The following is a 26084-nucleotide window of genomic DNA, read 5'->3' as shown; positions in this document are numbered from 1 at the left end:
TACCTTTCCATTCATTGAAAATGAATAATATTAAGCAACGCATTCACAAAAGAAGAATGGTATGGACCTGACTCAACTTGAGATGTTTAACGCTGTCGCCAGCACCGGCAGCATCACCCAGGCGGCGCAAAAAGTGCATCGTGTGCCGTCCAACCTCACCACCCGAATCCGCCAGCTGGAGGCTGATCTTGGCGTTGAGCTGTTTATTCGCGAGAACCAGCGGCTGCGCCTCTCCCCCGCAGGCCACAGCTTTTTACGCTACAGCCAGCAGATCCTCGCCCTGGTTGACGAGGCGCGAATGGTGGTGGCGGGCGACGAACCCCAGGGGCTGTTCTCTCTCGGTTCGCTGGAGAGCACCGCGGCGGTGCGGATCCCCACCACCCTGGCCCACTTTAATCAGCGTTACCCGAAAATTCATCTCGCCCTCTCCACCGGCCCCTCCGGGACGATGATCGACGGCGTGCTTGAGGGAGCCCTGAGCGCCGCGTTCGTTGATGGACCGCTGGTGCATCCGGGCCTGGAGGGGCTGCCGGTGTTCCCTGAAGAGATGATGATCGTCGCCCCCTACGGCCACGCGCCCATCGCCCGCGCCAGCGAAGTGAACGGGGCAAATGTCTACGCTTTTCGCGCCAACTGTTCCTACCGCCGGCATTTTGAGAGCTGGTTCCATGCCGACAGAGCGACCCCGGGCAGGATCCACGAGATGGAGTCTTACCACGGGATGCTGGCCTGCGTGATCGCCGGAGCGGGCCTGGCGTTGATCCCGCGCAGTATGCTGGAAAGTATGCCCGGCCATCAGCAGGTATCCGCCTGGCCGCTGGCGGAAGAGTGGCGCTGGCTCACCACCTGGCTGGTGTGGCGCCGGGGCGCCAAAACCCGCCAGCTGGAGGCGTTTATAGCGCTGCTGAACGAAGATCGGCGAACAGCGGTTTCTCCATAAACACGCTGAGCGGATCGGGCTGGTAAGGGGCAAACGCGCAGCGGGTCTGATAGCCGTTGCGCGTATAGAGGGTGATGGCCGCATGCTGATGGATGCCGGTCTCCAGGCGCAGAGTATGGCACTCGCGCTGCCGCGCTTTCTCCTCCAGGGCCGCCAGCAGCTTTTCTCCCAGCTGCTGTCCGCGGTGCTGTGGATCGATATAGACCCGCTTCATCTCGCCAAAACCTTCAGCGCTGAGGACAATGGCCCCGCAGCCAACGGCTTCGCCCTGCGGACTGCGAATCGCCAGGGCGATCACTGTCTCTGGCGGCAGTTGGCCGAGGTCCAGCAGATGGTTGCTCTCTGCCGGGTAGAGTGTCTCCTGCCAGGCGTCGAGGGCGGCAATCAGGGCGGTAAATTCGGCGTCGGTGGGGGCGATGTCGGTAACGGTATACATAGGTGAGCTCCTTTTTTTACGCCACTGTAGCGCGCCTCAGGACGGTTTCCGCCATAGCATTAACTTATATTGCCGCTAACCACTTGCGCTAACTCACTGAAACACAGTAATTTTATCCCCTGCCGTTCGTTTTTGAGAGCTGAATATGCACACCAAAGCCCGTAAAGTGATGATTATTGGCGCCGGCAACGTCGGCGCGTCGGCGGCCTACGCGCTGCTCAATCAGAGCATCTGCGAGGAGCTGATCCTCGTCGACATTAACCAACAGCGCGCCGAGGCCCACGCTCAGGACCTCAGCGATGCCGCGGCCTATCTGCCGGGGATGATGACCATCTCTACCCGCGAGGCTAGCGACTGCGCTGATGTCGACATCGCGGTGATCACCGTCTCCGGCGGCGCGCTGCGTCCAGGCCAGAGCCGACTGGATGAACTGACCACCACCGCGAAGATAGTGAAGCGCATCGTGCCAACGATGATGGCCAATGGGTTTAACGGCATCTTTCTGGTGGCCACGAACCCCTGCGACATCATCACCTGGCAGGTATGGCAGCTCTCCGGCCTGCCGCGCAGCCAGGTGCTGGGCACCGGCGTCTGGCTGGATACCACCCGCCTGCGCCGTCTGCTGGCGCAAGAGCTGAACATTGGCGCCCAAAGCATCGACGCTTTTATCCTCGGCGAGCACGGCGACACTCAGTTTCCGGTTTGGTCGCACTCCTCGGTGTATGGCTCGCCGATAGCCGACCTCTACCAGCAGCGCACCGGCCGGCCGCTCGACCGCGAGGCGATGGCCGACAAAGTGCGTAAGCTGGGGTTTGAGATCTACGCCGGGAAAGGCTGTACGGAATATGGTGTGGCAGGCACCATCGCCGAGATCTGCCGTAATATTTTTACCGGTAGCCACCGCGCGCTGGCGGTCTCCTGCATTCTTGACGGTGAGTACGGGGTCTGCGGCGCGGCGGCTGGGGTGCCGGCGGTGCTGGCCCAGGGGGGCGTGGAGCAGATTATCGAACTGCGGCTGGCCGACGAAGAGCAGGCGAAGTTCAGCCAGTCGATTGCGGTAATCAAAGCCAATATCGCGCGTCTGCCCTGATGGCAGACGGCGACGTCTGGTTCAGTCGGCAATGATCAGCTGTGGGGAAAGGGTCACCAGCGCCTCGCGGGTCGCTTCCGGCAGGTGGCTGTCGGTAACGATTACCCTCGCAGATAAATCGTTCCGCGCAGATAGGTGGTCGCCTGGCCGCCGATGAGCACTCGGTCGCCCTGCCACTGGCAGCGCAGGTCGCCGCCGCGGGCGGAGCCCTGGCGCGCCATCATGGTGGTTTTCCCCAGTTTTTCGCCCCACCAGGGGATCAGCATGCTATGGGCGGAGCCGGTCACCGGATCCTCCGGCACCCCTTCACCCGGGCAGAAGAAGCGGCTGACAAAGTCATACTCCTCATCCGGCGCGCTGACGCAGATCATTTTGCCAAGCGTCTGCAGGCGCGCCATGTCCGGCCGCACCGCTTCAACCTGCTGACGATCCGCCAGCAGCACCAGATAATCGCGCCCTTCACGTACCTCGACGGCCGCCTCGAGGCCTAGTCCGGCCAGCAGGTCCGCCGGCGGGTTGGCCACCGGGCTGGTCGTCCACGCCGGGAAGTCGAGCGTCAGCCAGTCTCCGCTGCGGGTGACTCGCAGGTCGCCAACGAAGCGGGTGCTGAAGGTGATGGTCGCCGAGGGATGGTCGAGATATTCAAAAATAACGTGCGCCGCGGCCAGGGTGGCATGACCGCAGAGGTTGATCTCGTGCAGCGTGGTAAACCAGCGCAGCTCATAGCCTTCGTCGGTGCGGACGAAGAACGCCGTTTCGGACTGATTATGCTGTTGGGCCATTTTCAGCAGCACATCGTCGGCTAACCACTCGCTGAGGGGGCAGACGGCCGCGGCATTGCCACCGAAGTTTTTATCGCTGAAAGCATCGACCAGATAAAATTGAATTTCCTGCATACACTGTCCTTACTTTTTTTACTTTCCTTCAACATGACATAAAAGCGCCCCTCTGACACTATCCATAGCAAAATTAATTGCTTAACCGCGCCTGGCTGCTTGCAGTGAAATGAGAGGCAGATCACATAATGATTGTCTTTTCGCCAGCAAACGTTTTATGATCGGCGTCACATCTTCCCCTGAATCACCAGTCCAGAGCTTATGACTACGAATACGGTCTCACGCAAGGTAGCGTGGCTACGTGTCGTGACGTTGGCCATCGCCGCGTTTATTTTTAACACCACAGAATTCGCCCCGGTCGGTCTGCTGTCGGATATTGCCGACAGCTTCGGCATGGAAACTGCCCAGGTGGGCATGATGCTGACCATCTACGCATGGGTGGTGGCGTTAATGTCGCTGCCGTTTATGCTGCTGACCAGCAAAGTGGAGCGCCGGCGGTTGCTCATCGGCCTGTTTATTCTGTTTATCGCCAGCCATGTGCTGTCGTTCTTTGCATGGAATTTTGACGTGCTGGTCATCAGCCGCATCGGCATCGCCTTCGCCCATGCGGTGTTCTGGTCGATAACGTCGGCGCTAGCCATCCGCATGGCGCCCCCGGGCAAACGGGCGCAGGCGCTCAGTCTGATCGCCACCGGTACCGCGCTGGCGATGGTGTTTGGGATTCCGATCGGCCGCATCATCGGCCAGTATTTTGGCTGGCGAATGACCTTCCTGGCGATCGGCCTGGGCGCGTTAGCCACCCTGGTCTGCCTGGTGAAACTGCTGCCGACTCTGCCGAGCGAACACTCAGGCTCGCTGAAGAGCCTGCCGGTGCTGTTCCGTCGCCCGGCGCTGGTCAGCGTATACATTCTGACCGTGGTGGTGGTGACCGCACATTATACCGCCTACAGCTATATCGAACCCTTCGTCCAGACGGTGGCGGGTCTGAGCGGCAATTTTGCCACCGTGCTGCTGCTGATCCTCGGCGGGGCCGGGATTATCGGCAGCATTCTGTTCGGCAAGCTCGGTAACCAGCACGCTTCGGGGCTGATAAGCCTCGCCATCGGCCTGCTGCTGGCCTGTCTGCTGCTGCTTCTGCCGGCCTCGCATAACCCGCACCACCTGATGCTGCTCAGCATCTTCTGGGGGGTGGCGATTATGATTATCGGTCTCGGCATGCAGGTGAAAGTGCTGGCCTCCGCCCCGGACGCCACCGACGTCGCCATGTCGCTGTTCTCGGGCATCTTTAATATCGGCATTGGCGCCGGCGCGCTGGTGGGCAGCCAGGTGAGTCTGCATCTCTCTATGACCTCCATCGGCTATATCGGCGCTATCCCGGCGCTGGCAGGCCTGATCTGGGCCCTGTTGATCTTCCGCCGCTGGCCGGTATCGCTGGAAGAACACCAGCCGCACCACTCTTAATTTAGCCGCAAAAAAAGCCCGCCGGTATCGCTCCGGCGGGCTGTTGTCTCTCTGCGCATCACCGCGGTCAGGGATGCCAGGTCGAAATGATCTCCAGCACGCCATTAATAATAAATTGCACGCCCATGCAGACCAGCAGGAAGCCCATCAGTCGTGAGATGGCCTCAATGCCGCCTTTGCCTACCAGACGCATAATCGCCCCCGAACTGCGCAGGCAACCCCAGAGAATGATCGCCAACAGGGCAAAGATAATCGGCGGCGCCGCCAGCACCACCCACTCCGGGAAGTCCACCCCGTGCTTGACGGTCGAGGCGGAACTAATGATCATCGCGATGGTGCCCGGACCGGCGGTGCTTGGCATCGCCAGCGGCACAAAGGCGATATTGGCGGTCGGCTCATCCTGTAGTTCTTCCGATTTGATCTTCGCTTCCATCGAATCGTGGGCTTTTTGCTGGGGGAACAGCATACGGAAACCGATAAAGGCCACAATCAACCCCCCGGCGATTCGCAGCCCAGGTATTGATATGCCGAATGTATTCATCACCACCTGGCCGGCATACCATGACACCATCAGGATGGCGAAGACATACACCGAGGCCATCAACGCCTGCTTGTTACGCTCGGCGTTGTTCATATTGCCCGCCAGGCCGAGGAACAGCGCCACGGTAGTCAGCGGATTCGCCAGCGGTAAAAGCACCGCCAGGCCGAGCCCTATCGCTTTAAACAAATCGAACATAGTTAAATAAAGTCCCGTAAATATTCATTTTTTAAAGATGGTTTCAGTCCGTGAGTATACCGGCTTCAACAATTCCAACGCCAGCCAGCTGATAAATCACTTTCGCCAAAAATTAACAAGCGTTAGAAAATTCACAAACAGTGACACGCGTCGAATTTTTTTGTTTTAGCAAATCGTGGCATCGGCTAATTCATAATGTTGACTTATGATTGCCTGGGCAATAGTATCACTCGCAACTAAATCATTGCCTGGGCAACCATCATGAAAAATACCAGCGACCTGTTCAACGAGATGATTCCGCTGGGCCGCTTGATCCAGATGGTTAACCAGAAAAAAGATCGCCTGCTCAACGACTACCTCTCACCCATGGATATTACCGCGACCCAGTTTCGGGTGCTCTGTTCCATTCGTTGCGAGGTATGTATTACCCCCGTTGAGCTGAAAACCGTGCTTTCCGTCGACCCGGGCGCGATGACGCGTATGCTCGACCGCCTGGCGTGTAAAGGCTGGATTGAACGGTTACCCAACCCCGCCGACAAGCGCGGTGTGCTGGTGCAGTTGACGCCAGACGGCGCAGCCCTTTGCGAGCAGTGTCATCAGGTTGTGGGTCAGAAGTTACACCAGGAGTTAACAAAAAATCTGTCGGCGGACGAAGTCGCCATGCTTGAGCAACTCCTCAAGAAGGTCCTGCCGTAACAATAAGAAGAGGTAAGATGATGTCCAGACGTAATAATGACGCCATCACTATCCATAGTATTTTGTCGTGGATCGAGGATAACCTGGAATCGCCCCTGTCGCTGGAAAAAGTGTCTGAGCGCTCAGGTTACTCCAAGTGGCACCTGCAACGTATGTTTAAGAAAGAGACCGGCCATTCCCTCGGCCAGTACATCCGCAGCCGTAAGCTGACGGAGATTGCGCAAAAGCTCAAGCAGAGCAATGAGCCAATCCTGTACCTGGCGGAACGCTACGGTTTCGAATCGCAGCAGACCCTGACGCGAACGTTTAAAAACTATTTCGATGTTCCGCCCCACAAATATCGCATAACGAATGTACCTGGCGAATCCCGCTATCTGCATCCGCTAAATAACTGATGTTAATCGCCTGTAATATCAAAGACGTATTGAGGAAATCATGAAACTATTCGCTGCCGCAGCTATCGTCCTTCTGTCGCTGGCATCCAGCTTCAGCTTTGCGGAGCAAACCACCACGCAGGTGCGGCAAAACCAGCGTGACACAATGATTCTCCCTTCGGACCATAACGACTCGCCGTTTGATTTCAATCATATGGCGGCCGGCAATGATAAATCTGACGAACTAGGCGTGCCGTACTACCAGCAGCACGACCTGTGATGCCATTACACGCATACTTGTGTATAGCCCCGTCTCCGGGGCTTTTTTTTACCCGCGCGCCATGCCCGGCCGCACCAGACGCAGACCGAAAACGTTGATATAGAGCCCGGCCATGATCAGCGCCGCCCCGGCGAGCTGCAGTCCGCTCAGCGTCTCCCCCAGCAGCAGCGCGGCGCTGGCCATCCCCACTACCGGCACCAGCAGCGACAGCGGCGCCACCCGCCAGGTTTCATAGCGCCCCAGCAGCGAGCCCCAGATACCATAGCCGACGAGGGTGGCGATAAACGCCAGGTAAAGCAGCGAGAGAACCGTCAGCATATCGATCTGGCGTAGACTCGCCAGCATGAGCTGCGGGCCATCGATCAGCCACGAGGCAAACATAAACGGCAGCACCGGGATCAATGCGCTCCACACCACCAGCGACATGATCGGCGGGCGGGTCGCCTGGGACATGATTTTTTTGTTGAAAATATTGCCGCAGGCCCAGCTGAGCGCCGCCGCCAGGGTCAGCATAAAGCCCACCAGCGGGACATGCTCCCCGCCGAGGCTCCCCTCCACCAGCACCAGCACGCCGAAGATCGCCAGCGCGATCCCCGCCAGCTGCTTGCCCTGTAAGCGTTCGCCAAAGACGAAGGCGCCGAGAATGATGGTAAAAAAGGCTTGCGCCTGCAGCACCAGCGACGCCAGCCCCGCCGGCATGCCCAGGCCGATAGCGCAGAACAAAAAGGCAAACTGGCCAAAGCTAATGGTCAGGCCATAGCCCAGCAGCAGGCGCAGCGGAATGACCGGCCGGGCGACAAACAGCAGCGCCGGGAAGGCGACCAGCATAAAGCGCAGGCCCGCCAGCATCAGCGGCGGCATATTGTGCAATCCCAGCTTGATCACCACGAAGTTAAGCCCCCACACCACCACTACCAGCAGCGCCAGCAGTCCATCTTTCCTCGTCATACCCTGCCTCTGTCGTTATTAGAATTTTTGTGAACAAAATCAAAGTAGCGAAAAAGCGGTCGCCAGGATAGATCATTATTTTTGGCAGGTTCGGAAGTGCCTATCGCCACCGGGGCGACCTGTACAAGGCGTGATGGCCGTGTTATTTGTGATCGAAGACATAAAATTATAACAACATGACAGGCAAGGAAATCATGATCACCACACTCCGGCGCTCCACTATCGCGCTGCTGGCATCGTCGCTACTGTTGACTATCGGCCGCGGGGCCACACTGCCGTTTATGACCATCTACCTCACCCGACGCTATCAGCTGGAGGTGGATGTGATTGGCTACGCCCTGTCGCTGGCCCTCGTGGTCGGCGTGCTGTTTAGCATGGGCTTTGGCATCCTCGCGGACAAGTTCGACAAAAAGCGCTATATGGTGTGGTCAGTGCTGGTGTTTATCCTTGGTTTCAGCGCGATACCGCTGGTCAATAACGCTATCCTGGTGGTGATCTTCTTTGCGCTGATCAACTGCGCCTACTCGGTCTTTTCCACCGTGCTGAAAGCCTGGTTCGCCGACCGGCTGACGGCGGAGAAAAAAGCGCGCATCTTCTCGCTGAACTACACCATCCTCAACATCGGCTGGACCGTCGGACCGCCCATCGGCACGCTGCTGGTGATGCACAGCATTAATCTGCCATTCTGGCTGGCGGCAGCCTGCGCCGCCTTCCCGTTAGTGTTTATTCAGCTGTTTCTGCAGCGAGATGGCGCCGCCGCCGCCCAGCCAGGGGCTGCCGTCTGGACGCCTTCGGTGCTGCTGCGCGACCGCGCGCTGCTGTGGTTTACCTGTTCAGGGCTGCTGGCCTCCTTCGTCGGCGGCGCTTTCGCCTCCTGTATCTCGCAGTACGTACTGGTGGTCGCCAGCAGCGACTTCGCCGAAAAAGTGGTGGCCGTGGTGCTGCCGGTTAACGCCGCGGTGGTCGTCGCTCTGCAGTATGCGGTTGGCCGGCGACTGAGCGCCAGAAATATCCGCCCGCTGATGACCTTCGGCACCGTCTGCTTTGTGATCGGCCTCGTGGGCTTTATGTTCTCCGGCGCCAGCCTGTGGGCATGGGGGATCTCGGCGGCAGTCTTCACCCTTGGCGAGGTGATTTATGCCCCCGGCGAGTATATGCTGATTGACCATATCGCCCCGCCGGGAATGAAGGCCAGCTACTTCTCCGCTCAGTCGCTGGGATGGCTGGGCGCGGCATTCAACCCTATGTTCACCGGGATGATCCTCACCCATCTGCCGCACTGGTCGCTTTTTGTCATTCTTATCGGGGCCATTGTCGCCGCCTGGCTGATGATTTTCCGCGGGATCAATGCCCGCCCCTGGCAACCGGATTCTCCGCTGGCCAACGCCTGACGCCAGCTGGCATGCGGCTGTCAGGTTGCTGTCGGGCCGTTGTCGGGTCGCTGTCGTGGTGGCTGGCGGCCCGCTTTTCCATACTCCATCACAGGTTTACATCCGCAGAACGTTATGGAGCATACAAATATGAACAGCAACAATCAGGTCAAACAATTACGGCTGCAGCGCGCCTGGTCCCAGGAACAGCTGGCCGAAATGGCGGGTCTCAGCGTCCGCACGATCCAGCGCATTGAGAATGGCGAACGCCCGGGACTGGAGACCCTCAGCGCCCTCGCCGCGGTCTTTGAGGTGACGGTGGCCGAGATCGGCGGCGAAGCCTCGCGGGAGGGCGCGCCGGGCCCGGAAGCCTCGCTGGATCTGCGTATAGAGGAAGCGAAAGCGCGGGTGCAGCAGGAGAGCCGCTTTTTTCGTTCGCTGTCGGTGGCGCTGGTGGTCTGCGTGCTGCTGGCGCTGCTCAACCGGTACACTAACCCGCAGTACACCTGGTCCGGCTGGGTCGCCCTGATCTGGGGCGCTCTGCTGGCGGTGAGAGGATTACGCCTGTTCGTGTTCGGCGAATGGATCAAAAACTGGCGCCAGGCGCGCCTGCAGCGGCTGCTGCGTAAATAGCAAGGAAACCGGCGGCGCGAACGCCGCCGGTCCGTTCAGATAGTCACCAGGGCGCGTACGCCGTCGGTTTCCATATCTCCGCCCTTGCCCTGCTGGACGATGGCGCCGCGCGACATCACCAGGTAGTGGTCCGCCAGCCCGGCGGCAAAGTCATAGAATTGTTCCACCAGCAGGATGGCCATATCCCCGCGGCTCGCCAGCTGACGGATCACCTCGCCAATCTCTTTGATGACCGAGGGCTGGATCCCCTCGGTGGGCTCATCGAGGATCAGCAGCTGCGGACGGCTGGCCAGCGCCCGGCCGATCGCCAGCTGCTGCTGCTGGCCGCCGGATAAGTCACCGCCCCGCCGCTGCTTCATGGTCTTGAGCACCGGGAAAAGCTGGTAAATCTCCTCCGGCACCTGCTGCGCCTCGCGGGCGGGAAAGCGCGATAGCCCCATCAGCAGGTTTTCCTCCACCGTCAGGCGCGGAAAAATCTCGCGTCCCTGAGGGACGTAGGCCACCCCGGCCTGTACCCGCTGGTGCGGTTTACGGTGGGTAATGTTCTGATCCTGCCAGCGTACCTCACCGCTGCGCGCCGGGATCAGCCCCATCAGACATTTCAGCAGGGTGGTCTTGCCGACGCCGTTGCGCCCCAGCAGGCAGGTGACTTCGCCCTGGCGGGCGGAAAAATCCACCCCACGCAAAATATGGCTGCCGCCGTAGTATTGATGTAGCTGACTCACCTGTAACATTGGCGCTCCTTAACGTCCCAGATAAACTTCAATGACCTGCTCATTGGCCTGCACCTCCCGCAGCAATCCCTCCGCCAGCACCTGGCCCTGATGCAGGACCGTCACCCGGTCGGCGATAGTCTCGACAAATCCCATATCGTGCTCCACCACCATCAGGGAGTGCTGTCCGGCCAGCGTACGAAACAGCTCCGCTGTATATTCGGTTTCCGCATCGGTCATGCCGGCCGCTGGCTCATCAAGCAGCAGCAGATGCGGCTCCTGCACCAGCAGCATGCCGATCTCAAGGAACTGTTTCTGACCATGGGAAAGCAGCCCCGCCTGGCGGTAGCGTTCGCCGTCAAGACGCAGCAGGCGCAGCACCTCATTCAGTCGATCGTCCTGTTCACTGCTCAGCCGGGCGCGCAGGCTGGCCCACACCGATTTATCTCCCTTCATCGCCAGGGCGAGATTTTCCGCCACCGTCAGCGCTTCGAAGACCGTCGGCTTCTGAAACTTGCGCCCGATGCCCTGGCGGGCGATGGCCACCGGTTCGAGGGTGGTCAGATCCACCGACTGGTCATAGATCGCTTTGCCGCTCTGCGGCCGGGTTTTGCCGGTGATCACATCCATCAGGGTGGTCTTGCCCGCGCCGTTGGGGCCGATCACACAGCGCAGCTCGCCGACGCCAATCGCCAGCGACAGGTCCGTCAGCGCCCGGAAACCATCAAAGCTGACGTTAATGTTCTCCAGCTGCAGTACCGGGTCGGTTTGCGCACGAAAGCGATCGCCGGGCAGCTGGCGGGTAAACAGTCCTTCATCCGGTTGCATTAGCGGTCTCCTCGACGCAGCAGGCCCATCACCCCGCGGGGTAAAAACAGGGTTACGATGATAAAGATGAGGCCGAGAAACAGCTGCCAGTACTCCGGCATCGCCACGGTGAAAATGCTCTTCGCGCCGTTGACCAGCCCGGCGCCAAGCACCGGGCCGATCAGGGTGCCGCGCCCGCCGAGAGCCACCCAGATGGCAGCCTCAATGGAGTTGGTCGGCGACATCTCGCTGGGGTTGATGATCCCCACCTGCGGGACATATAACGCCCCCGCCAGGCCGCAGAGTACCGCCGACAGCGTCCACACCAGCAGCTTGAAGCCGCGCGGGTCGTACCCGCAGAACATCAGGCGGTTCTCAGCATCCCGCACCGCGGTGAGGATCCGGCCAAACTTACTCTGCGCCAGCGCCGAGCCCAGCCACAGGGTCAGCAACAGCAGCAAAACCGTGGCCATAAACAGAGAGGCGCGGGTGCCGGTGGCGGTGACCGGAAAACCCAGCAGCGTGGTAAAACCGGTGAAACCGTTATTGCCGCCAAACCCGGTCTCGTTGCGAAAGAACAGCAGCATACCGGCATAGGTCAGGGCCTGGGTCATGATCGAGAAATAGACCCCTTTGATCTTCGAGCGAAAGGCAAACCAGCCGAAAACCAGGGCCAGCAGACCGGGAACCAGCACCACCAGCGCCATCGCCCAGGCGAAATGCTGCGTGCCCCACCAGAACCAGGGCAGTTCGCTCCAGGAGAGAAAAGACATAAACGCCGGCAGACCGTCGCCCGCCGCCTGGCGCATCAGGTACATGCCCATAGCGTACCCGCCGAGGGCAAAGAAAATCCCGTGCCCCAGCGACAGCATACCCGCGTAGCCCCAGACCAGATCCAGCGCCACCGCCACAATGGCGTAGCAGAGGATTTTACCGCTCAGGGTCAGCAGCCAGCTCGGCACCGCCAGCGGATGGGAGGCCGGCAGCAGTGCCAGAAATGGCATGCTCAGCAGCCCCAGCACCAGCAGGATCCCCAGCCAGCGCAGAGGCCGCGGCGCGCGCTGCGCCAGCGTTAAGGTAACAGGTTGGCTCATCAGTCAATCACCCTCCCTTTCAGCGCGAACAGACCCTGCGGGCGTTTCTGAATAAACAGAATAATCATCACCAGGATCAGGATCTTGCCCAGCACAGCGCCCATTTGCGGTTCGAGAATTTTGTTGAAAATGCCCAGCCCAAAGGCCGCCGCCACGCTGCCGGCCAGCTGGCCGACGCCGCCCAGGACCACCACCAGAAACGAGTCGATGATGTATCCCTGACCCAGTTCAGGCCCGACGTTGCCGAGCTGCGACAGCGCCACGCCGCCCAGCCCGGCAATACCGGAGCCGAGGCCAAAGGCCAGCATATCCACCCGCCCGGTAGGCACGCCGCAGCAGGCGGCCATCGCCCGGTTCTGCGTCACGGCGCGGACGTTCATGCCGAGGCGGGTGCGGTTCAGGATGAGCCAGGTAAAGCACAGCACCAGCAGGACGAACGCCAGCACCGCCAGCCGGTTCCACGGCAGGATCAAGTTCGGCAGGACCTGCACACCGCCGGAGAGCCAGGCGGGGTTCGCCACCTCCACGTTCTGCGCGCCAAACAGCATGCGCACCAACTGGATAAGCATCAGGCTGATCCCCCAGGTGGCGAGCAGCGTCTCCAGCGGCCGACCATACAGATGACGAATAATGGTGCGCTCCAGCGCCATGCCGATCCCGGCGGTCACCAGAAACGCCACCGGCAGCGCGACCAGCGGATAAAAGGCCAGCCACTGCGGCGCGAGCTGCGCCAGCGCCTGCTGTACCAGCCAGCAGCTGTAGGCGCCAATCATCAGCATCTCGCCATGGGCCATGTTAATCACCCCCAGCAGGCCGTAGGTGATCGCCAGCCCCAGCGCGGCCAGCAGCAGCACCGATCCCAGCGACAGTCCCATAAAGGCCTGGCCCAGCAGATCGCCGATCAGCAGACGATGTTTGATCTTTTGCAGGCTGTCGCTGGCCGCCTCGCGCACCGCCGCATCCGGCTCATGCTGGGCATCGGTAAAGGGGATCAGGAGCGCCTGGGTTTCCGGGTCCGCGGAATGGCCGAGCAGCGTCACGGCGGCCAGCCGCGCGCCGGCCTCAGGCTGAGTGAGCTGCAGCCGGGCCAGCGCCACCTCCAGCAGGCCCCGCACATTATCATCGCTTTCCGCCTTCAGCCGCTGCTGCAGCAGCGCGGCCATGGACGGGGTCGCTTCCCGCTGCAGAGTGCGCGCCGCGGACGCTCGCTCTGTGACGTTGTCACTTAAAATAAGATGGCTGGCCAGCGCGCCGGCGGCCAGATTGCGCAGCCGGTTGGTCAGACGCACCGGTCGGGTTTCGCCCTGGGGCGCGGCGACGGCACCCAATGGCTGTAATCCGCCCTGTCGGGTGCGGAAAGCATGTTTTCCGTCGTCCATCACCAGGCTCTCGGTGGTCAACGCCCGCAGCAACGGCAGACGATCCGCCTGCGGCGCTGCCGCCCACTGGGTCAACAGCTGCGCCTGCTGGCTGCGGCTGGCGGCAACGAAGTCGTCCGCCTCCGCGGCCTGTGCCCGCCATGGCAGCAGGATCAGCAGTAGCGTCAACACACTCATGAGACGCAATGCGTTCATGTCGTTCTCCTCTGGTCAGCGGCCGACGGACGCGACGTTCCCGCTCCGTCGGCCCTGGCGCTTACTGGCTGACGGTTTTCACCGGATGGTCAGGTTTCTTATCATTACCGGGGATCCACGGGCTCCACGGCTGCGCGCGGACGGGCTCATCGGTCTGCCAGACCACGTTGAACTGGCCGTTGCCTTCAATTTCACCGATCATCACCGGCTTATGCAGATGGTGGTTGGTGGCATCCATCGTCAGGGTGAAACCGGACGGCGCTTTGAAGGTTTGTCCGGCCATAGCGTCGCGCACTTTGTCCACGTCGGTGGTGCCGGCTTTGGTCACCGCCTGCGCCCACATATGCAGACCCACCCAGGTCGCCTCCATCGGATCGTTGGTCACCACCGTATCGGCATTCGGCAGCTTGTGCGCTTTGGCGTAAGCGCGATAATCGGCGACAAAGGCTTTGTTGGTCGGGTTATCGACCGACTCAAAGTAGTTCCATGCCGCGAGGTTGCCGACCAGCGGTTTGGTATCGATGCCGCGCAGCTCCTCTTCCCCCACCGAGAAGGCCACCACCGGCACATCGGTCGCTTTCAGCCCCTGGTTAGCCAGCTCTTTATAGAACGGCACGTTGGAATCGCCGTTAATGGTAGAGACCACCGCCGTTTTGCCGCCGGCGGAGAATTTTTTGATATTGGCGACGATGGTCTGGTAATCGCTATAGCCGAACGGGGTGTACACTTCTTCGATATCTTTGTCCTGGATCCCTTTGGCATGCAGGAAGGCGCGAAGGATCTTGTTGGTGGTGCGCGGATAAACGTAGTCGGTTCCCAGCAGGAAGAAGCGTTTGGCGCCGCCGCCGTCCTCGCTCAGCAGGTATTCCACCGCCGGGATGGCCTGCTGGTTAGGCGCCGCGCCGGTATAGAAGACGTTGGGGGACATCTCTTCCCCTTCGTACTGTACCGGGTAGAACAGCAGGCCGTTCAGCTCCTCAAACACCGGCAGGACCGATTTACGCGAGACCGAGGTCCAGCAGCCAAACACCACCGCCACCTTGTCCTGGGCCAGCAGCTGGCGCGCCTTCTCGGCGAACAGCGGCCAGTTGGAGGCCGGGTCGACCACCACCGGCTCCAGCTTCTTGCCCAACACCCCGCCTTTGGCGTTGATGTCGTCGATGGCCATCAGGGCGACGTCCTTCAGCGGCGTTTCGGAAATCGCCATCGTCCCGGAGAGCGAATGCATAATCCCGACTTTGATGGTGTCGGCGGCATAGGCCTGGACGGAGAGACCCATAGCCATAACAGAGGCGGAGAGTGCAAAAGCTTTTAATAACGTTCTTCGTTGCATGATTCACTCCTGAGTAGCGCAAAAATAAAGAATTAACAGCTAACCAGAGGTGATAAGGCAAAAACGGTGCCAGGTTGTGAGAACAGTGGGATGCGGCGCAGGCGGACGGCGGAGGCGAAGGAGATGGCAGCGTTGCCTCATCACGGTGCAACGCTGCGCTAAGAAAGCAATTACCAGACGTCGGCGGCGATGGCGGTCACCAGACGGACTTTTTGCCACTGCTGGTCTTCGCTGAGGGCGTTACCCTCTTCCGTCGAGGCGAAACCGCACTGCGGACTCAGGCAGATCTGCTCGAGCGGAACATATTGCGCCGCCTCGGCGAGGCGCGCTTTTACCCCCTGCGGGTTCTCCAGCTCGCCGTTTTTGGTGGTGATAAGCCCGAGGACCACCTGCTGATGGCCGGGACGAATAAAGCGCAGCGGCGCGAAATCCCCGGAGCGGTCGTTGTCATACTCGAGGAAGAAGGCATCGACATTGACGCCGCCAAACAGCACCTCGGCCACCGGCTCGTAACCGCCCTCCGAGATCCAGGTTGAGCGGAAGTTGCCCCGGCAGACGTGCAGGCCCACCGTCAGATCGGCCGGCTTGCCCTCCAGCGCCTGGTTCAGCACCCGGGCATAAATGCGCGCCAGCGCATCCGGATCGTCGCCGCGCTCGCGCACCTGCTGACGCTGGGCATCGGAACAGAGATAGGCCCAGACGGTATCGTCCAGCTGCAGATAGCGGCAGCCGGCGTCATAAAACGCACGGATCGCGTCGCGCCAGGTGGTGGCCAGGTCGTCAAAGTAGTCGCTGAGATCCGGGTAAACGGTGGCATCAATATCTTTCCGACCGCCGCGGAAGTGGAGCACGCTCGGGCTGGGAATGGTCATCTTCGGCTGCGCGTCGCCGCTGATGCTTTTCAGATAGCGGAAATCCTCCAGCATTGGGTGGTCGCCAAACGCCAGCTTGCCGGTAACGCGCACGCCGTGCGCTTTGGTCTGCACGCCGTTGAACTGGATCCCCTGCTCGGCATCGTAACGCTCAACGCCTTGCAGGCCGTCGAAGAAATCAAAATGCCACCATGCGCGACGAAACTCGCCGTCGGTAACCACGTGCAGGCCGCAGTCGCACTGCTGCTGAACCAGGTGACGGATAGCGTTATTCTCAATGTCGCGCAGCTGACCGGCGTCGATGAGCCCCTCAGCCAGCTGCTGACGCGCCTGTTTGATGCTGTCCGGGCGCAAAAAACTGCCGACGATGTCTGCGCGGAACGGGGCCTGTTGACGTTGCATGCTGTCTCCTTAGCGGTGGGCGCGTTAGTTGCCCACCGTGATAGTTCATTATTTGAATTTTTAGACTTCTGGATGGCTATATGTCCAGATACTGGCATGCAGGCCGACGTGCCGCAAACGAGAATATTTCATGGTGCATGAAAAATATTCATTTACCGGCGACAAACGCATAGCCCTCATCTTCCCAGCCGGTGATCCCGCCGAGCATCATTTTCACCGGCCGCCCCAGTTCGGCCAGCTTTAGCGCGGCAACGTCGGCACCGTTGCAGTGCGGCCCGGCGCAATAGACCACAAACAGGGTCTCCGCCGGCCAGGCCGCCATTCTCTCGGCGCTGATCTGGCTGTGCGGGAGATGCAGCGCGCCGGGCAGGTGGCGCCTGGCGAAGGCCTCCTCGCTGCCGACCACGTGCAGCAGGACAAAGTCGACCTCGCCGGCACGCTGGGCGCTGTGCACATCGGCGCAGTCGGTCTCGAGATGCAGCTTATGGCGGAACCAGCGGATAGCCTCGGCGGAGGTGGCGGGGGTAAATTGGGTTACTACACTCATGGCGTCTTCTCCTTGTCTGTGATAACACTACTTTACTGACGCCCATCACCCTTATCTGCCGGCAACCATGACAGAAAACGCTAACATCCTGACAACTCCTTCGGTGACACTGTCACCTCACCGCGTGGTGGCCCTCGCCTACGATGGCCTGTGCACCTTTGAGTTTGGCGTGGCCGTGGAGATCTTCGGCCTGCCGCGCCCGGAAATGGGCGAGCGCTGGTACCAGTTCGCCGTCGCCGCCGTCGATGAAGGGCCTCTGAGAGCCACCGGCGGAGTCCGGTTGATGACCGACGGCGGCCCTGAGCTTCTCGCCCAGGCGCAGACCATCGTGGTCCCCGGCTGGCGCGGCATCGACGCTCCGGTCCCCGAGGCGCTGTGCGCCGCCCTGGCCGCCGCTCACGCCCGCGGGTGCCGGATTATTTCCATCTGTTCCGGGGTGTTCGTTCTCGCCGCCGCCGGGTTGCTCAATGGCCGCCAGGCGACAACCCACTGGCGCTACACCGCCGCGCTGCAGTCCCGTTTTCCGCAGATCCAGGTGGTGGAGGATGTCCTGTACGTGGGCGATGATTTGCTGATGACCTCCGCCGGCAGCGCGGCGGGGATCGACCTCTGTCTGCATCTGGTGCGCGAGGATTTCGGCAGCGAGGCAGCGAATGTGGTCGCCCGCCGCCTGGTGGTCTCTCCCCATCGCGACGGCGGTCAGGCGCAGCAGGTCCTGCGTCCGGTGGCCCGCAGCCGGGAGAGTCTGCGCCTTGGCCAGCTGTTTGATTATCTGCACCAGCATCTCGCCGCCAGCCACACCGTCGCCTCCCTCGCACAGCGCGCCGGCATGGGGACGCGCACCTTTTTGCGCCGCTTTGAAGAGGCCACTGGTAAAACCCCCGCCCGCTGGCTGCTGGAGGAGCGTCTGCTGCGCGCCCGTCAGCACCTGACGGAGAGCACGATGGGCATCGACCAGATCGCTGAGCGCTGCGGCTTTTTCAGCGCTGGCACCCTGCGCCACCATTTTCGCCAGCGCTTCGCGCTAAGCCCACTGCAGTACCGTAAACAGTTTGCAACTTCTCCGATTGCAAAATCGTCCCAGCCACGGACAATAGACGGCCACAGTAAACCGGTCGCCAGGATGGTCGATGATGAAGAAAGAGTGTCGGGTAGTGATCTATAAAGAGGGCCTGCTGGGCAGCCTGTTTTTTGGCGAAGCCAAAGCCGACCCTGACAAAATGAGCCAGTTTCTCAGTAGCTATACCCGCGAAGGCTGGGAGGTAAAAACCATGTCGGTGGAGCGACGCCGTACCGCCCTGTTCTGGTCGCGGGAAGCGTATCTGTTTGTGCTTGAACGGCCCCTCTGACGGTGCCTGCGCCTGGTTTAACCGCTTAAGCCAGGCATTGCCCGGTATCCGCGCTCAGGGCTGGCGGATATAGCCCTGCTCCTGCATGTTGCGCATGGCCTCCTCGCTGGCGCAGACCATCCCGGTGGTCAGCATGGCAAAACCAAAGCGCTGATAGAATGGGATTTTATCGGCCACCGCATAGATAAAGATTTTGCCGAAGGGCAGCAGCTGCTCCCGGATGGCCAGCATTAGCTGTTGTCCGTAACCCTGCCCCTGGCGGTCGGGGACGATCGCCACATCCGACAAATAGCTGCTCCAGGTGCAGTCGCTGATGGCCCGCGCCACGGCAATCAGCTGACCGTGCTCATAGCCAAACCAGCAGAAGGTGCTATGGAGAAACGCCTGCTCCAGCTGCTGAACATCACGTTCATTCAGCCCGGCCTCGGCGACGATGGTCCTCACCCGCCGCCAGTCTACCCGCCCAATCGCCTCTTTCCCCTCAATCACCATCATGACCTTGACTCCCGTTGTGTTCGGCATCTATCCCGAAAGAAAGATGTAGCATGCCGCCGCATGGGGATGCCAGGCGAAAAAACGAACGGAACAAAGCGGGAAACGGAGGAAGGCAAAAAAAAACCGCCATGTGACTGGCGGTAAATCAATGCTTGCATGGATAGATTGTATTTTGCATTTTTCGCAGGCAGAGGATCCTGACCTCTCTACGTTTGATCCCGAGGTTAGCATGGTCAACCTCAATAAATCCTCAACGGCCTGCGGCTAGAGCTTCTCCACCAACGCTTTCAGCTGCGCCAGGGTCTGCTGCCGGTCCTCCGCGGCGGCGAGCGGCCACGCCGACTGGCGCACGATGAGCCGGGTCGGCAGCAGCTCGCGGATCCGCAGCTGCGGGGCCGCCATCAGAGCAATCAGCCGCTCCACGGCCCGCTTGCCCAGCAGATCGAAGTCCTGCGCCACCGTGGTGAGCGGCGGCTGAAAGTAGAGACTGTCGGCGGTGTCGTCATAGCCGGTCACCGATACCGCCTGGCTGCCGCTGCGATTGAGCTGGGCCAGCGCGCTGAGTACCCCGAGCGCCATCTGATCGTTCGCCACCACAATGGCGCTGATCCGCGGCTGCAGGTGCAGCAGTTCAAAGGTTTTCTGCCAGCCGCTGGCGGCGCTCCAGTCTCCGAACACCGTGGTTGAACGGGCGATATTCAGACTGTGCAGCGCCTCGCGCCAGCTGGCGAGACGCAGACGAGCGGAAACCGAACTTTCCGGCCCTGCCAGCAGGCCAAATTCGCGATGCCCCAGCTCCCACAGATGGCGCACGCACGCCCCACAGCCGTCGCGATGATCGAAGCGCACGCAGCAGACATCGGCCTCCGGGGAGACGTCCAGAAACAGGCAGGCCATATCCGGGTTCTCTTTAACCAGTCGCTCGGCGGTAGCGCTCTCCAGCGGCAGACTAACGATCACTCCGCGAATATGCTGGGCGCGCAGTTCGTCCAGCCGGGCTTGCAGCGCGGCGAAGTCGGCCTGCGCCGGCATCGCTATCGCCACCTCCAGCTGGTGCAGGCTGGCATGGCTCTTTACCGCGGCGGCGATCTGCGAGGGGGCATGCAGGGTCAGCGAGGCAGTGATAAGCCCAATGGAGGGCGCTGCTTTGCCGGCGAGCAGCTGCGCCGAGCGGTTAGGTACGTAGTGCAGCGCCTGCATCGCGCGGATTACCTGCTCGCGGGTGCGGGCTGACACCACTTCAGGACGGTTCAGGACCCGGGAGACGGTCTGTTGGGAAACCCCGGCCGCGCGAGCGACATCCTCCAGGGTAGCGGTACGACGCGGCATTTTTTCTCCTCAGCAATAACAATGTCGTGCGCTAACATTTTATGTTTAACGCGCGACAAAAAACAGCGCTTTAGCCTCGCTTTCGTGATCGTCTGTTAATTTCATTTCCGCCGTCGTTGCTGGACAAAACAAATTATCGGATAACGTTCTTTATCCTGTTTAGCGATCGACATTTTCTGACTTACCGGGGATTACTATGCCAATAAGCGATACCAGTCGCCGCCACGCGCCTGACTTCCACGCCGTCCTCGCCCGCGAAGACTGGCAGAACCAGACCATTACGCATCTCAACCGCCTGCCAGCGCATCCTGCGTTCGCCAGCTGGCGCGATGAGCTTGCCGCCCGCGATAATCGCCCTTCGCCTCGACGTCGTCAGCTGGACGGCGAGTGGCAATTTGCTTACGCCCGCAGCCCGTTTGCCGTCGATGCGCAGTGGCTGACGCAGGACCTGCCAGGCAGCCGCGGGACGCCCGTGCCCTCCAACTGGCAGATGGAGGGCTATGACGCGCCGATCTACACCAACGTCCGCTACCCCATCGACACCATCCCGCCGCGGGTGCCGGAGGATAACCCAACCGGCTGTTACTCCCTGCACGTTGCGATCGATGACGCCTGGCACACGGACGGACAGACGCAGATTATTTTCGACGGCGTCAACTCAGCGTTTCATCTGTGGTGCAACGGCGCCTGGGTCGGTTACTCCCAGGACAGCCGCCTGCCGGCGGCGTTCGATCTCAGCCCCTTCCTGCGCCCGGGCGACAACCGCCTGTGCGTGATGGTCATGCGCTGGAGCGCCGGCAGCTGGCTGGAAGACCAGGATATGTGGCGAATGAGCGGTATTTTTCGCTCGGTGTGGCTGCTGAATAAGCCGCACCAGCGGCTATGCGACGTGCAGCTGACGCCGACCCTTGACGCCCTCTGCCGCGACGGCGCTCTGCAGGTTCAGGCGACCGTCGAAGCGACAGAGGCGGCGCTTGCCGGGCTCTGCGTCGGGGTTAGCCTGTGGCGCGGCGAGCAGCCTGTCGCCGCCCATCGTCAGCCGTTAGGCACCCCGGCGGTGGATGAGCGCGGCCACTATGCCGAACGGGTCGATTTCTCCCTGGCGGTAGCGGCGCCGGCGCACTGGAGCGCGGAAACCCCGAACTGTTATCGCGCCGTGGTCACCCTGTGGCGTGGCGACGAACTGCTGGAGGCCGAGGCGTGGGATATCGGTTTTCGCCGCATCGAGATCGCCGACGGTCTGCTGCGCCTTAACGGCAAACCGCTGCTGATCCGCGGCGTTAACCGCCATGAACACCACCATTTGCGCGGTCAGGTGGTCAGCGAGGCGGATATGGTGCAGGACATTCTGTTGATGAAGCAGAACAACTTTAACGCCGTCCGCTGCTCACACTACCCCAACGCGCCGCGCTGGTATGAGCTGTGCAACCGCTACGGTCTGTACGTGGTCGATGAAGCCAATATTGAAACCCACGGCATGGTGCCGATGAACCGGCTGTCCGACGATCCGGCGTGGCTGCCAGCCTTCAGCGCCCGCGTCACCCGGATGGTACAGAGCAACCGCAACCATCCATGCATTATCATCTGGTCGCTGGGTAACGAATCTGGCGGCGGCGGCAACCATGAAGCGCTGTACCACTGGCTGAAGCGCAACGACCCGAGCCGTCCGGTGCAGTACGAGGGCGGCGGCGCGGATACCACCGCTACCGATATTATCTGTCCGATGTACGCCCGCGTCGAACGCGACCAGCCGATCCCGGCGGTACCGAAGTGGGGGATCAAAAAATGGATCAGCCTGCCCGGCGAGCAGCGGCCGCTGATCCTCTGCGAGTACGCCCATGCGATGGGCAACAGTCTCGGCAACTTCGCCGATTACTGGCTGGCCTTCCGCGAGTATCCGCGGCTGCAGGGCGGGTTTATCTGGGACTGGGCCGACCAGGCGATCTGCAAAACCTTTGACGACGGCAGCGTCGGCTGGGCCTACGGCGGCGACTTTGGCGATAAGCCGAACGATCGCCAGTTCTGTATGAACGGCCTGGTGTTCCCCGATCGCACGCCGCATCCGTCGCTGATCGAGGCGAAGCACGCCCAGCAGTATTTCCAGTTCGCCCTGCTGTCGACCTCGCCGCTGCGCGTGCGCATCGCCAGCGAATACCTGTTCCGCCAGAGCGATAACGAAGCGCTGCGCTGGCAGGTGCAGGCGGCCGGTGAAACCCTGTATCACGGCAACCTGACGCTGGCGCTTCCCCCGGAGGGCAGTGACGAGATAACGCTGCTTGATGACCTGATTATACCGCCAGGCGCCCGCGCGGTGTGGCTGACGCTGGAGGTGGTCCAGCCCCGGGCGACCGACTGGTCCCCGGCGGACCATCGCGTCGCCTGGCAGCAGTTTCCCCTGCCCGCCCCGCTGGCGCTGCCGGCGCCCACGGTGCCTGCCGGCGCCCCGGATCTGGTCGTCAGCGATGAGGCCTGGCAGATCCGCGCCGGCACGCAGTGCTGGACCGTCGATCGGCGGACCGGTTTGCTGAGTGGCTGGTCGCTTGCCGGTCAGGAGCAACTCCTGACCCCCCTGCAGGATCAGTTTATCCGCGCGCCGCTCGACAATGACATCGGGGTCAGCGAAGTGGAGCGCATCGATCCCAACGCCTGGGTGGAGCGCTGGAAAAGCGCCGGCCTGTTCGACCTTGAGGCGCGCTGCGTGCAGTGCGATGCCCAGCGCCTGGCGAATGAGACCCTTGTCGACAGCCGCTGGCACTACCTGCGCGGCGACGAGGTGGTGATTGTCAGCCACTGGCGCATGCGCTTTACTGCGGACGGAACGGTACGGCTGACGGTGGACGGCGAGCGCGCGGAAACGCTGCCGCCGCTGCCGCGGGTCGGACTGCATTTCCAGGTGGCGGATCAGCAGGCGCCGGTGAGCTGGCTGGGGCTGGGACCGCATGAGAACTACCCCGACCGGCGGAGCAGCGCCTGCTTCGCCCGCTGGGAGCAGCCGCTGGCGGCGATGAGCACGCCCTACATCTTCCCGACGGAAAACGGCCTGCGCTGTGATACCCAGGCGCTGGACTGGGGACGCTGGCACGTCAGCGGTCATTTCCACTTCTCCGTTCAGCCATGGAGCACCCGTCAGCTAATGGAGACCGACCACTGGCACAAGATCCAGGCTGAAGACGGGGTGTGGATCACCCTCGACGGCCTGCATATGGGAGTGGGCGGCGATGACTCCTGGACCCCAAGCGTGCTGCCGCAGTGGCTCCTGACCCAAACGCGCTGGCAGTACGAGGTCTCATTGCGTTGCCTTTAATCCGTGGGGGCGGCAGCCCCCACCCTACAAACAGAATAACAAGGGATCATGGTGATGAAATTCTCTGAACTGGCGCCGCGAGAACGGCATAATTTTGTCTATTTCCTGCTGTTCTTTTTCTTTTACTATTTCATTATGTCGGCCTATTTTCCTTTTTTTCCGGTGTGGCTGGCGGACGTTAACCATTTAACCAAAACGGAAACCGGGATCGTCTTCTCCTCCATCTCGCTGTTCGCAATTATTTTTCAGCCGGTATTTGGTCTGATGTCGGATAAGCTTGGCCTGCGCAAACATCTGCTGTGGACCATCACGGTACTGTTAATTCTGTTCGCGCCGTTCTTTATTTTCGTTTTCTCCCCGCTGTTGCAGATGAATATTATCGCCGGTTCGCTGGTGGGCGGGATCTACCTGGGGATTGTTTTCTCCAGCGGCTCCGGGGCGGTGGAAGCCTATATCGAGCGCGTCAGCCGGGCAAACCGCTTTGAATATGGCAAAGTGCGGGTCGCTGGCTGCGTCGGCTGGGCGCTGTGCGCCTCGATAACCGGCGTGCTGTTCGGCATCGACCCCAATATTACCTTCTGGATCGCCTCCGGCTTTGCGCTGGTGCTAGGTCTTCTGCTCTGGCTGTCGCGCCCGGAAAGCAGCAACAGCGCCCAGGTTATTGAGGCGCTGGGAGCCAATCGCCAGGCCTTTTCGCTGCGCACCGCGGCCGAGCTGTTGCGTATGCCGCGTTTCTGGGGCTTTATCGTCTATGTGGTGGGAGTCGCCAGCGTCTACGACGTGTTTGATCAGCAGTTCGCCAACTTTTTCAAAAGCTTTTTCGCCAGTCCGCAGCGCGGTACCGAAGTGTTTGGCTTCGTCACCACCGGCGGCGAGCTGCTCAACGCGCTAATTATGTTCTGCGCCCCGGCCATCGTTAACCGCATCGGCGCCAAAAACGCCCTGCTGACCGCCGGGATGATCATGTCGGTGCGCATTCTCGGATCGTCGTTCGCCTCATCGGCGGTAGAGGTGGTGATCCTCAAGATGCTGCATATGTTTGAGATCCCCTTCCTGCTGGTCGGGACCTTTAAATATATCTCCTCCGCCTTTAACCCGCGGCTCTCGGCCACCCTGTTCCTGATCGGTTTTAACCTGTCGAAACAGCTGTCCGGGGTGGTCCTTTCCGCCTAGGTGGGCCGGATGTATGACACCGTCGGCTTCCATCAGGCCTATCTGATCCTCGGCTGCATCACCCTGAGCTTCACCCTGCTCTCGTTCATCACCTTACGCGGCGGCAAAAGCCTGCTGCCAGCAGCGGAGACGCAGACCCCCGCCTGATCCCGGCGCTCCCGTCAGGGATGACGGGGTTTACGCCACAATGCGCGTTTCTCCGCCGCTATTCTCCAGCGCATAGCGCTGACAGGGCGCCCCGGCGGCGATAAGCTCCGCCAGTTCAGCCGAGTGGCTGGTCAGCCAGATCTGGCTGTAGCGGGAGGCCTCGATTATCAGCCGGGCCAGCGCCGGGAGCATGTCGCGATGCAGGCTGTTCTCCGGCTCATTGATCGCCAGAAACGCCGGCGGGCGCGGGCTGAGCAGCGCGACGGCGAGACAGAGAAAGCGCAGCGTGCCATCGGACATCTCCGCCGCCAGCAGCGGCCTGCGGATCCCCTCCCGGCGCATTTTCAGGGCGAAACGCGAGTGCTCGTTTTCACAGTAAAACTGGCAGCCGGGAAAGGCGTCGGCGAGGATCTCGTGCAACATCTCCTCCGCGCCAATCTCGACAATGGTCTGAAAGGCGGCGGCCAGATTATGGCCATCGCTGTCGAGCACCGGCGAACGATACCCCACGGCCGGCTGGCGCAGCGGCGAGTGGCGACCAATGGCGAACTCATGGTAAAACCGCCAGCGGCGCAGGGTCTCCCGCACCCGCGACACTTCGGGAAAACGGTGCGGCTCGCCAAGCTGACCGAACACCGACTCGTTTTCATAAATACTCTCGGTGAAGGTGCTTTTCTCCCCGGTGACATCGACGAGGAACGCCGCCTGATTCTTGCGCTGCAGTACGCGGGAGGAAGGCCGACGGGAGTAGCCTGCCAGCCAGATGTGCTCTTCTTTGACGATGGGATCGAGCATGAACTGCGTCGGATAGGGTAATTTTTCCGGGAAACCTACCTGCAGTTCATAATCAAAGCTCTCCGTCCGACAGGCGATTTGCAGCCGGCGGGGATGGTGATCGAGGGGGGAACGATCTCCGGACCACATCATATTTTCCAGGCCGCCCTCTGCGCTGATAAACCCCGACAGCCTGCCGTCGGCAGCCGCGGTCAACAGATGGATGGCGTTGTAAATATTGGATTTGCCGCAGCCGTTAGGACCGAAGACAATGTTCAATGGCCCCAGCTCCAGTTCGATATCCCTGACTGAGCGAAAGTTTTGTATATGGATGTACTGAATCATGATGCGTCCTGGCCCGGAGAGAGAAG

General features: G+C 61.1%; 25 protein-coding genes and 2 pseudogenes. 12 read left to right on the top strand and 15 right to left on the bottom strand.

Annotated elements, in window-relative coordinates; translation table 11 throughout:
- The first annotated feature begins 61 nt into the window (after positions 1-61).
- On the top strand, positions 62-940 hold the full coding sequence (gene ptrR / locus MKS11_RS04325; protein ID WP_032456014.1) for a putrescine utilization regulator PtrR: 879 nt from the start codon (positions 62-64) through the stop codon (positions 938-940).
- On the opposite strand, the gene MKS11_RS04320 is transcribed toward ptrR, so the two are convergent.
- Positions 894-1376 (bottom strand): GNAT family N-acetyltransferase, encoded by a 483-nt coding sequence (locus MKS11_RS04320; protein ID WP_087771729.1) that lies wholly within the window; start codon positions 1374-1376, stop codon positions 894-896. The genes ptrR and MKS11_RS04320 overlap by 47 nt on opposite strands.
- Positions 1377-1521: 145 nt before the next feature.
- Between MKS11_RS04320 and MKS11_RS04315 the strand changes: the two genes are divergently transcribed.
- Complete coding sequence (locus MKS11_RS04315; RefSeq protein WP_032456013.1) at positions 1522-2466, top strand: L-lactate dehydrogenase; 945 nt, start codon at positions 1522-1524, stop codon at positions 2464-2466.
- A gap of 21 nt (positions 2467-2487) precedes the next feature.
- On the opposite strand, the pseudogene MKS11_RS04310 reads toward MKS11_RS04315, so the two are convergent.
- Together MKS11_RS04310 and MKS11_RS04305 are read right to left on the bottom strand one after the other, a co-directional pair.
- Positions 2488-2568, bottom strand: a pseudogene (locus MKS11_RS04310) (DeoR/GlpR transcriptional regulator); the annotation flags it as partial.
- A complete protein-coding gene (locus tag MKS11_RS04305; RefSeq protein ID WP_032456012.1) occupies positions 2568-3362 on the bottom strand; it encodes a PhzF family phenazine biosynthesis protein in 795 nt (264 codons plus the stop codon). The pseudogene MKS11_RS04310 and the gene MKS11_RS04305, both read right to left, overlap by 1 nt.
- A 201-nt stretch (positions 3363-3563) precedes the next feature.
- Here MKS11_RS04305 and MKS11_RS04300 point away from each other — a divergent pair, with 201 nt between their 5' ends.
- Positions 3564-4763: a sugar transporter gene (locus tag MKS11_RS04300; RefSeq protein ID WP_087771728.1), complete on the top strand. Its 1200-nt coding sequence runs from the start codon at positions 3564-3566 to the stop codon at positions 4761-4763.
- Between the two features lie 67 nt (positions 4764-4830).
- On the opposite strand, the gene MKS11_RS04295 is transcribed toward MKS11_RS04300, so the two are convergent.
- Positions 4831-5499 (bottom strand): MarC family NAAT transporter, encoded by a 669-nt coding sequence (locus MKS11_RS04295; RefSeq protein ID WP_004205969.1) that lies wholly within the window; start codon positions 5497-5499, stop codon positions 4831-4833.
- Between the two features lie 261 nt (positions 5500-5760).
- Between MKS11_RS04295 and marR the strand changes: the two genes are divergently transcribed.
- Genes marR through marB form a run of 3 tightly spaced genes read left to right on the top strand, consistent with a single transcriptional unit; the run spans position 5761 to position 6849 of the window.
- The gene (gene marR / locus MKS11_RS04290) at positions 5761-6195 is read left to right on the top strand and encodes a multiple antibiotic resistance transcriptional regulator MarR (protein ID WP_017900358.1); all 435 of its coding nucleotides are present in this window, start codon (positions 5761-5763) and stop codon (positions 6193-6195) included.
- A gap of 20 nt (positions 6196-6215) precedes the next feature.
- Entirely contained in the window at positions 6216-6590 is a 375-nt protein-coding gene (gene marA / locus MKS11_RS04285) for an MDR efflux pump AcrAB transcriptional activator MarA (protein WP_002904397.1), read from the top strand.
- Between the two features lie 40 nt (positions 6591-6630).
- Positions 6631-6849, top strand: coding sequence for a multiple antibiotic resistance protein MarB (marB, locus tag MKS11_RS04280; protein ID WP_087771727.1), 219 nt, complete (start codon positions 6631-6633; stop codon positions 6847-6849).
- 48 nt (positions 6850-6897) lie between these two features.
- On the opposite strand, the gene eamA is transcribed toward marB, so the two are convergent.
- Positions 6898-7797: an O-acetylserine/cysteine exporter gene (gene eamA, locus MKS11_RS04275; RefSeq protein WP_087771726.1), complete on the bottom strand. Its 900-nt coding sequence runs from the start codon at positions 7795-7797 to the stop codon at positions 6898-6900.
- 194 nt (positions 7798-7991) lie between these two features.
- Between eamA and ydeE the strand changes: the two genes are divergently transcribed.
- Complete coding sequence (gene ydeE, locus MKS11_RS04270) at positions 7992-9188, top strand: efflux MFS transporter YdeE (RefSeq protein WP_043519536.1); 1197 nt, start codon at positions 7992-7994, stop codon at positions 9186-9188.
- Positions 9189-9317: 129 nt separating this feature from the next.
- Complete coding sequence (locus MKS11_RS04265) at positions 9318-9800, top strand: helix-turn-helix domain-containing protein (RefSeq protein ID WP_004205976.1); 483 nt, start codon at positions 9318-9320, stop codon at positions 9798-9800.
- A 35-nt stretch (positions 9801-9835) separates the two neighbouring features.
- Here the strand turns inward: MKS11_RS04265 and urtE are convergent, their stop codons facing one another.
- The 7 genes from urtE to MKS11_RS04230 all read right to left on the bottom strand — a co-directional run bounded on the left by urtE (position 9836) and on the right by MKS11_RS04230 (position 17142).
- Positions 9836-10534: an urea ABC transporter ATP-binding subunit UrtE gene (gene urtE, locus MKS11_RS04260; protein ID WP_004205977.1), complete on the bottom strand. Its 699-nt coding sequence runs from the start codon at positions 10532-10534 to the stop codon at positions 9836-9838.
- A 9-nt stretch (positions 10535-10543) separates the two neighbouring features.
- Positions 10544-11341 carry an urea ABC transporter ATP-binding protein UrtD gene (gene urtD / locus MKS11_RS04255; RefSeq protein ID WP_087771725.1) on the bottom strand — a complete coding sequence of 266 codons (798 nt, stop codon included), beginning with the start codon at positions 11339-11341 and terminating at the stop codon, positions 10544-10546.
- The gene (gene urtC, locus MKS11_RS04250) at positions 11341-12414 is read right to left on the bottom strand and encodes an urea ABC transporter permease subunit UrtC (RefSeq protein ID WP_048294833.1); all 1074 of its coding nucleotides are present in this window, start codon (positions 12412-12414) and stop codon (positions 11341-11343) included. The genes urtD and urtC overlap by 1 nt, the downstream gene beginning before the upstream one ends.
- Positions 12414-13988, bottom strand: coding sequence for an urea ABC transporter permease subunit UrtB (gene urtB / locus MKS11_RS04245; RefSeq protein ID WP_065802356.1), 1575 nt, complete (start codon positions 13986-13988; stop codon positions 12414-12416). Before urtB ends, urtC begins: the two co-directional genes overlap by 1 nt.
- Positions 13989-14049: 61 nt before the next feature.
- Complete coding sequence (gene urtA, locus MKS11_RS04240; protein ID WP_049115620.1) at positions 14050-15321, bottom strand: urea ABC transporter substrate-binding protein; 1272 nt, start codon at positions 15319-15321, stop codon at positions 14050-14052.
- A 170-nt stretch (positions 15322-15491) separates the two neighbouring features.
- Positions 15492-16595, bottom strand: coding sequence for a cobalamin-independent methionine synthase II family protein (locus tag MKS11_RS04235; RefSeq protein ID WP_023280916.1), 1104 nt, complete (start codon positions 16593-16595; stop codon positions 15492-15494).
- Between the two features lie 148 nt (positions 16596-16743).
- Complete coding sequence (locus tag MKS11_RS04230) at positions 16744-17142, bottom strand: rhodanese-like domain-containing protein (protein WP_017900351.1); 399 nt, start codon at positions 17140-17142, stop codon at positions 16744-16746.
- Positions 17143-17209: 67 nt separating this feature from the next.
- Between MKS11_RS04230 and ftrA the strand changes: the two genes are divergently transcribed.
- Entirely contained in the window at positions 17210-18307 is a 1098-nt protein-coding gene (ftrA, locus tag MKS11_RS04225) for a transcriptional regulator FtrA (protein ID WP_087771724.1), read from the top strand.
- Entirely contained in the window at positions 18276-18491 is a 216-nt protein-coding gene (locus MKS11_RS04220; protein WP_004205985.1) for a DUF4177 domain-containing protein, read from the top strand. Before ftrA ends, MKS11_RS04220 begins: the two co-directional genes overlap by 32 nt.
- A gap of 54 nt (positions 18492-18545) precedes the next feature.
- On the opposite strand, the gene MKS11_RS04215 is transcribed toward MKS11_RS04220, so the two are convergent.
- Positions 18546-18986 carry a GNAT family N-acetyltransferase gene (locus tag MKS11_RS04215; protein ID WP_004205986.1) on the bottom strand — a complete coding sequence of 147 codons (441 nt, stop codon included), beginning with the start codon at positions 18984-18986 and terminating at the stop codon, positions 18546-18548.
- A gap of 264 nt (positions 18987-19250) precedes the next feature.
- Positions 19251-20315, bottom strand: coding sequence for a LacI family DNA-binding transcriptional regulator (locus tag MKS11_RS04210; RefSeq protein WP_004205987.1), 1065 nt, complete (start codon positions 20313-20315; stop codon positions 19251-19253).
- Positions 20316-20511: 196 nt separating this feature from the next.
- Here MKS11_RS04210 and MKS11_RS04205 point away from each other — a divergent pair, with 196 nt between their 5' ends.
- Both MKS11_RS04205 and MKS11_RS04200 read left to right on the top strand, forming a co-directional pair.
- The gene (locus MKS11_RS04205) at positions 20512-23619 is read left to right on the top strand and encodes a beta-galactosidase (protein ID WP_284109385.1); all 3108 of its coding nucleotides are present in this window, start codon (positions 20512-20514) and stop codon (positions 23617-23619) included.
- Positions 23620-23673: 54 nt separating this feature from the next.
- A pseudogene (locus MKS11_RS04200) lies at positions 23674-24939 on the top strand (MFS transporter).
- A gap of 30 nt (positions 24940-24969) precedes the next feature.
- Here the strand turns inward: MKS11_RS04200 and MKS11_RS04195 are convergent.
- Positions 24970-26058 (bottom strand): AAA family ATPase, encoded by a 1089-nt coding sequence (locus MKS11_RS04195; protein WP_284109384.1) that lies wholly within the window; start codon positions 26056-26058, stop codon positions 24970-24972.
- Positions 26059-26084: the final 26 nt, after the last annotated feature.

The sequence above is a fragment of the Klebsiella sp. K5-45 genome, assembly GCF_030128605.1.
GTDB classification, from domain to species: Bacteria; Pseudomonadota; Gammaproteobacteria; order Enterobacterales; family Enterobacteriaceae; genus Klebsiella; species Klebsiella quasipneumoniae.
The sequence above is the reverse complement of the archived record's forward strand: the minus strand, read 5'-3'. Positions and strand labels throughout refer to the sequence as shown.

Excerpts from the sequence above, each read along its gene's own strand:
- ydeE (WP_043519536.1), top strand. The coding sequence starts at position 7,992 with ATGATCACCACACTCCGGCGCTCCACTATCGCGCTGCTGGCATCGTCG.
- marB (WP_087771727.1), top strand. The coding sequence starts at position 6,631 with ATGAAACTATTCGCTGCCGCAGCTATCGTCCTTCTGTCGCTGGCATCC.
- urtE (WP_004205977.1), bottom strand. The coding sequence starts at position 10,534 with ATGTTACAGGTGAGTCAGCTACATCAATACTACGGCGGCAGCCATATT.
- marR (WP_017900358.1), top strand. The coding sequence starts at position 5,761 with ATGAAAAATACCAGCGACCTGTTCAACGAGATGATTCCGCTGGGCCGC.
- urtD (WP_087771725.1), bottom strand. The coding sequence starts at position 11,341 with ATGCAACCGGATGAAGGACTGTTTACCCGCCAGCTGCCCGGCGATCGC.
- urtB (WP_065802356.1), bottom strand. The coding sequence starts at position 13,988 with ATGAACGCATTGCGTCTCATGAGTGTGTTGACGCTACTGCTGATCCTG.
- MKS11_RS04205 (WP_284109385.1), top strand. The coding sequence starts at position 20,512 with ATGCCAATAAGCGATACCAGTCGCCGCCACGCGCCTGACTTCCACGCC.
- MKS11_RS04305 (WP_032456012.1), bottom strand. The coding sequence starts at position 3,362 with ATGCAGGAAATTCAATTTTATCTGGTCGATGCTTTCAGCGATAAAAAC.
- MKS11_RS04320 (WP_087771729.1), bottom strand. The coding sequence starts at position 1,376 with ATGTATACCGTTACCGACATCGCCCCCACCGACGCCGAATTTACCGCC.
- MKS11_RS04235 (WP_023280916.1), bottom strand. The coding sequence starts at position 16,595 with ATGCAACGTCAACAGGCCCCGTTCCGCGCAGACATCGTCGGCAGTTTT.
- urtA (WP_049115620.1), bottom strand. The coding sequence starts at position 15,321 with ATGCAACGAAGAACGTTATTAAAAGCTTTTGCACTCTCCGCCTCTGTT.
- MKS11_RS04215 (WP_004205986.1), bottom strand. The coding sequence starts at position 18,986 with ATGATGGTGATTGAGGGGAAAGAGGCGATTGGGCGGGTAGACTGGCGG.
- ftrA (WP_087771724.1), top strand. The coding sequence starts at position 17,210 with ATGACAGAAAACGCTAACATCCTGACAACTCCTTCGGTGACACTGTCA.
- ptrR (WP_032456014.1), top strand. The coding sequence starts at position 62 with ATGGACCTGACTCAACTTGAGATGTTTAACGCTGTCGCCAGCACCGGC.
- MKS11_RS04300 (WP_087771728.1), top strand. The coding sequence starts at position 3,564 with ATGACTACGAATACGGTCTCACGCAAGGTAGCGTGGCTACGTGTCGTG.
- MKS11_RS04265 (WP_004205976.1), top strand. The coding sequence starts at position 9,318 with ATGAACAGCAACAATCAGGTCAAACAATTACGGCTGCAGCGCGCCTGG.
- MKS11_RS04230 (WP_017900351.1), bottom strand. The coding sequence starts at position 17,142 with ATGAGTGTAGTAACCCAATTTACCCCCGCCACCTCCGCCGAGGCTATC.
- MKS11_RS04210 (WP_004205987.1), bottom strand. The coding sequence starts at position 20,315 with ATGCCGCGTCGTACCGCTACCCTGGAGGATGTCGCTCGCGCGGCCGGG.
- marA (WP_002904397.1), top strand. The coding sequence starts at position 6,216 with ATGTCCAGACGTAATAATGACGCCATCACTATCCATAGTATTTTGTCG.
- MKS11_RS04195 (WP_284109384.1), bottom strand. The coding sequence starts at position 26,058 with ATGATTCAGTACATCCATATACAAAACTTTCGCTCAGTCAGGGATATC.
- MKS11_RS04220 (WP_004205985.1), top strand. The coding sequence starts at position 18,276 with ATGAAGAAAGAGTGTCGGGTAGTGATCTATAAAGAGGGCCTGCTGGGC.
- MKS11_RS04315 (WP_032456013.1), top strand. The coding sequence starts at position 1,522 with ATGCACACCAAAGCCCGTAAAGTGATGATTATTGGCGCCGGCAACGTC.
- eamA (WP_087771726.1), bottom strand. The coding sequence starts at position 7,797 with ATGACGAGGAAAGATGGACTGCTGGCGCTGCTGGTAGTGGTGGTGTGG.
- urtC (WP_048294833.1), bottom strand. The coding sequence starts at position 12,414 with ATGAGCCAACCTGTTACCTTAACGCTGGCGCAGCGCGCGCCGCGGCCT.
- MKS11_RS04295 (WP_004205969.1), bottom strand. The coding sequence starts at position 5,499 with ATGTTCGATTTGTTTAAAGCGATAGGGCTCGGCCTGGCGGTGCTTTTA.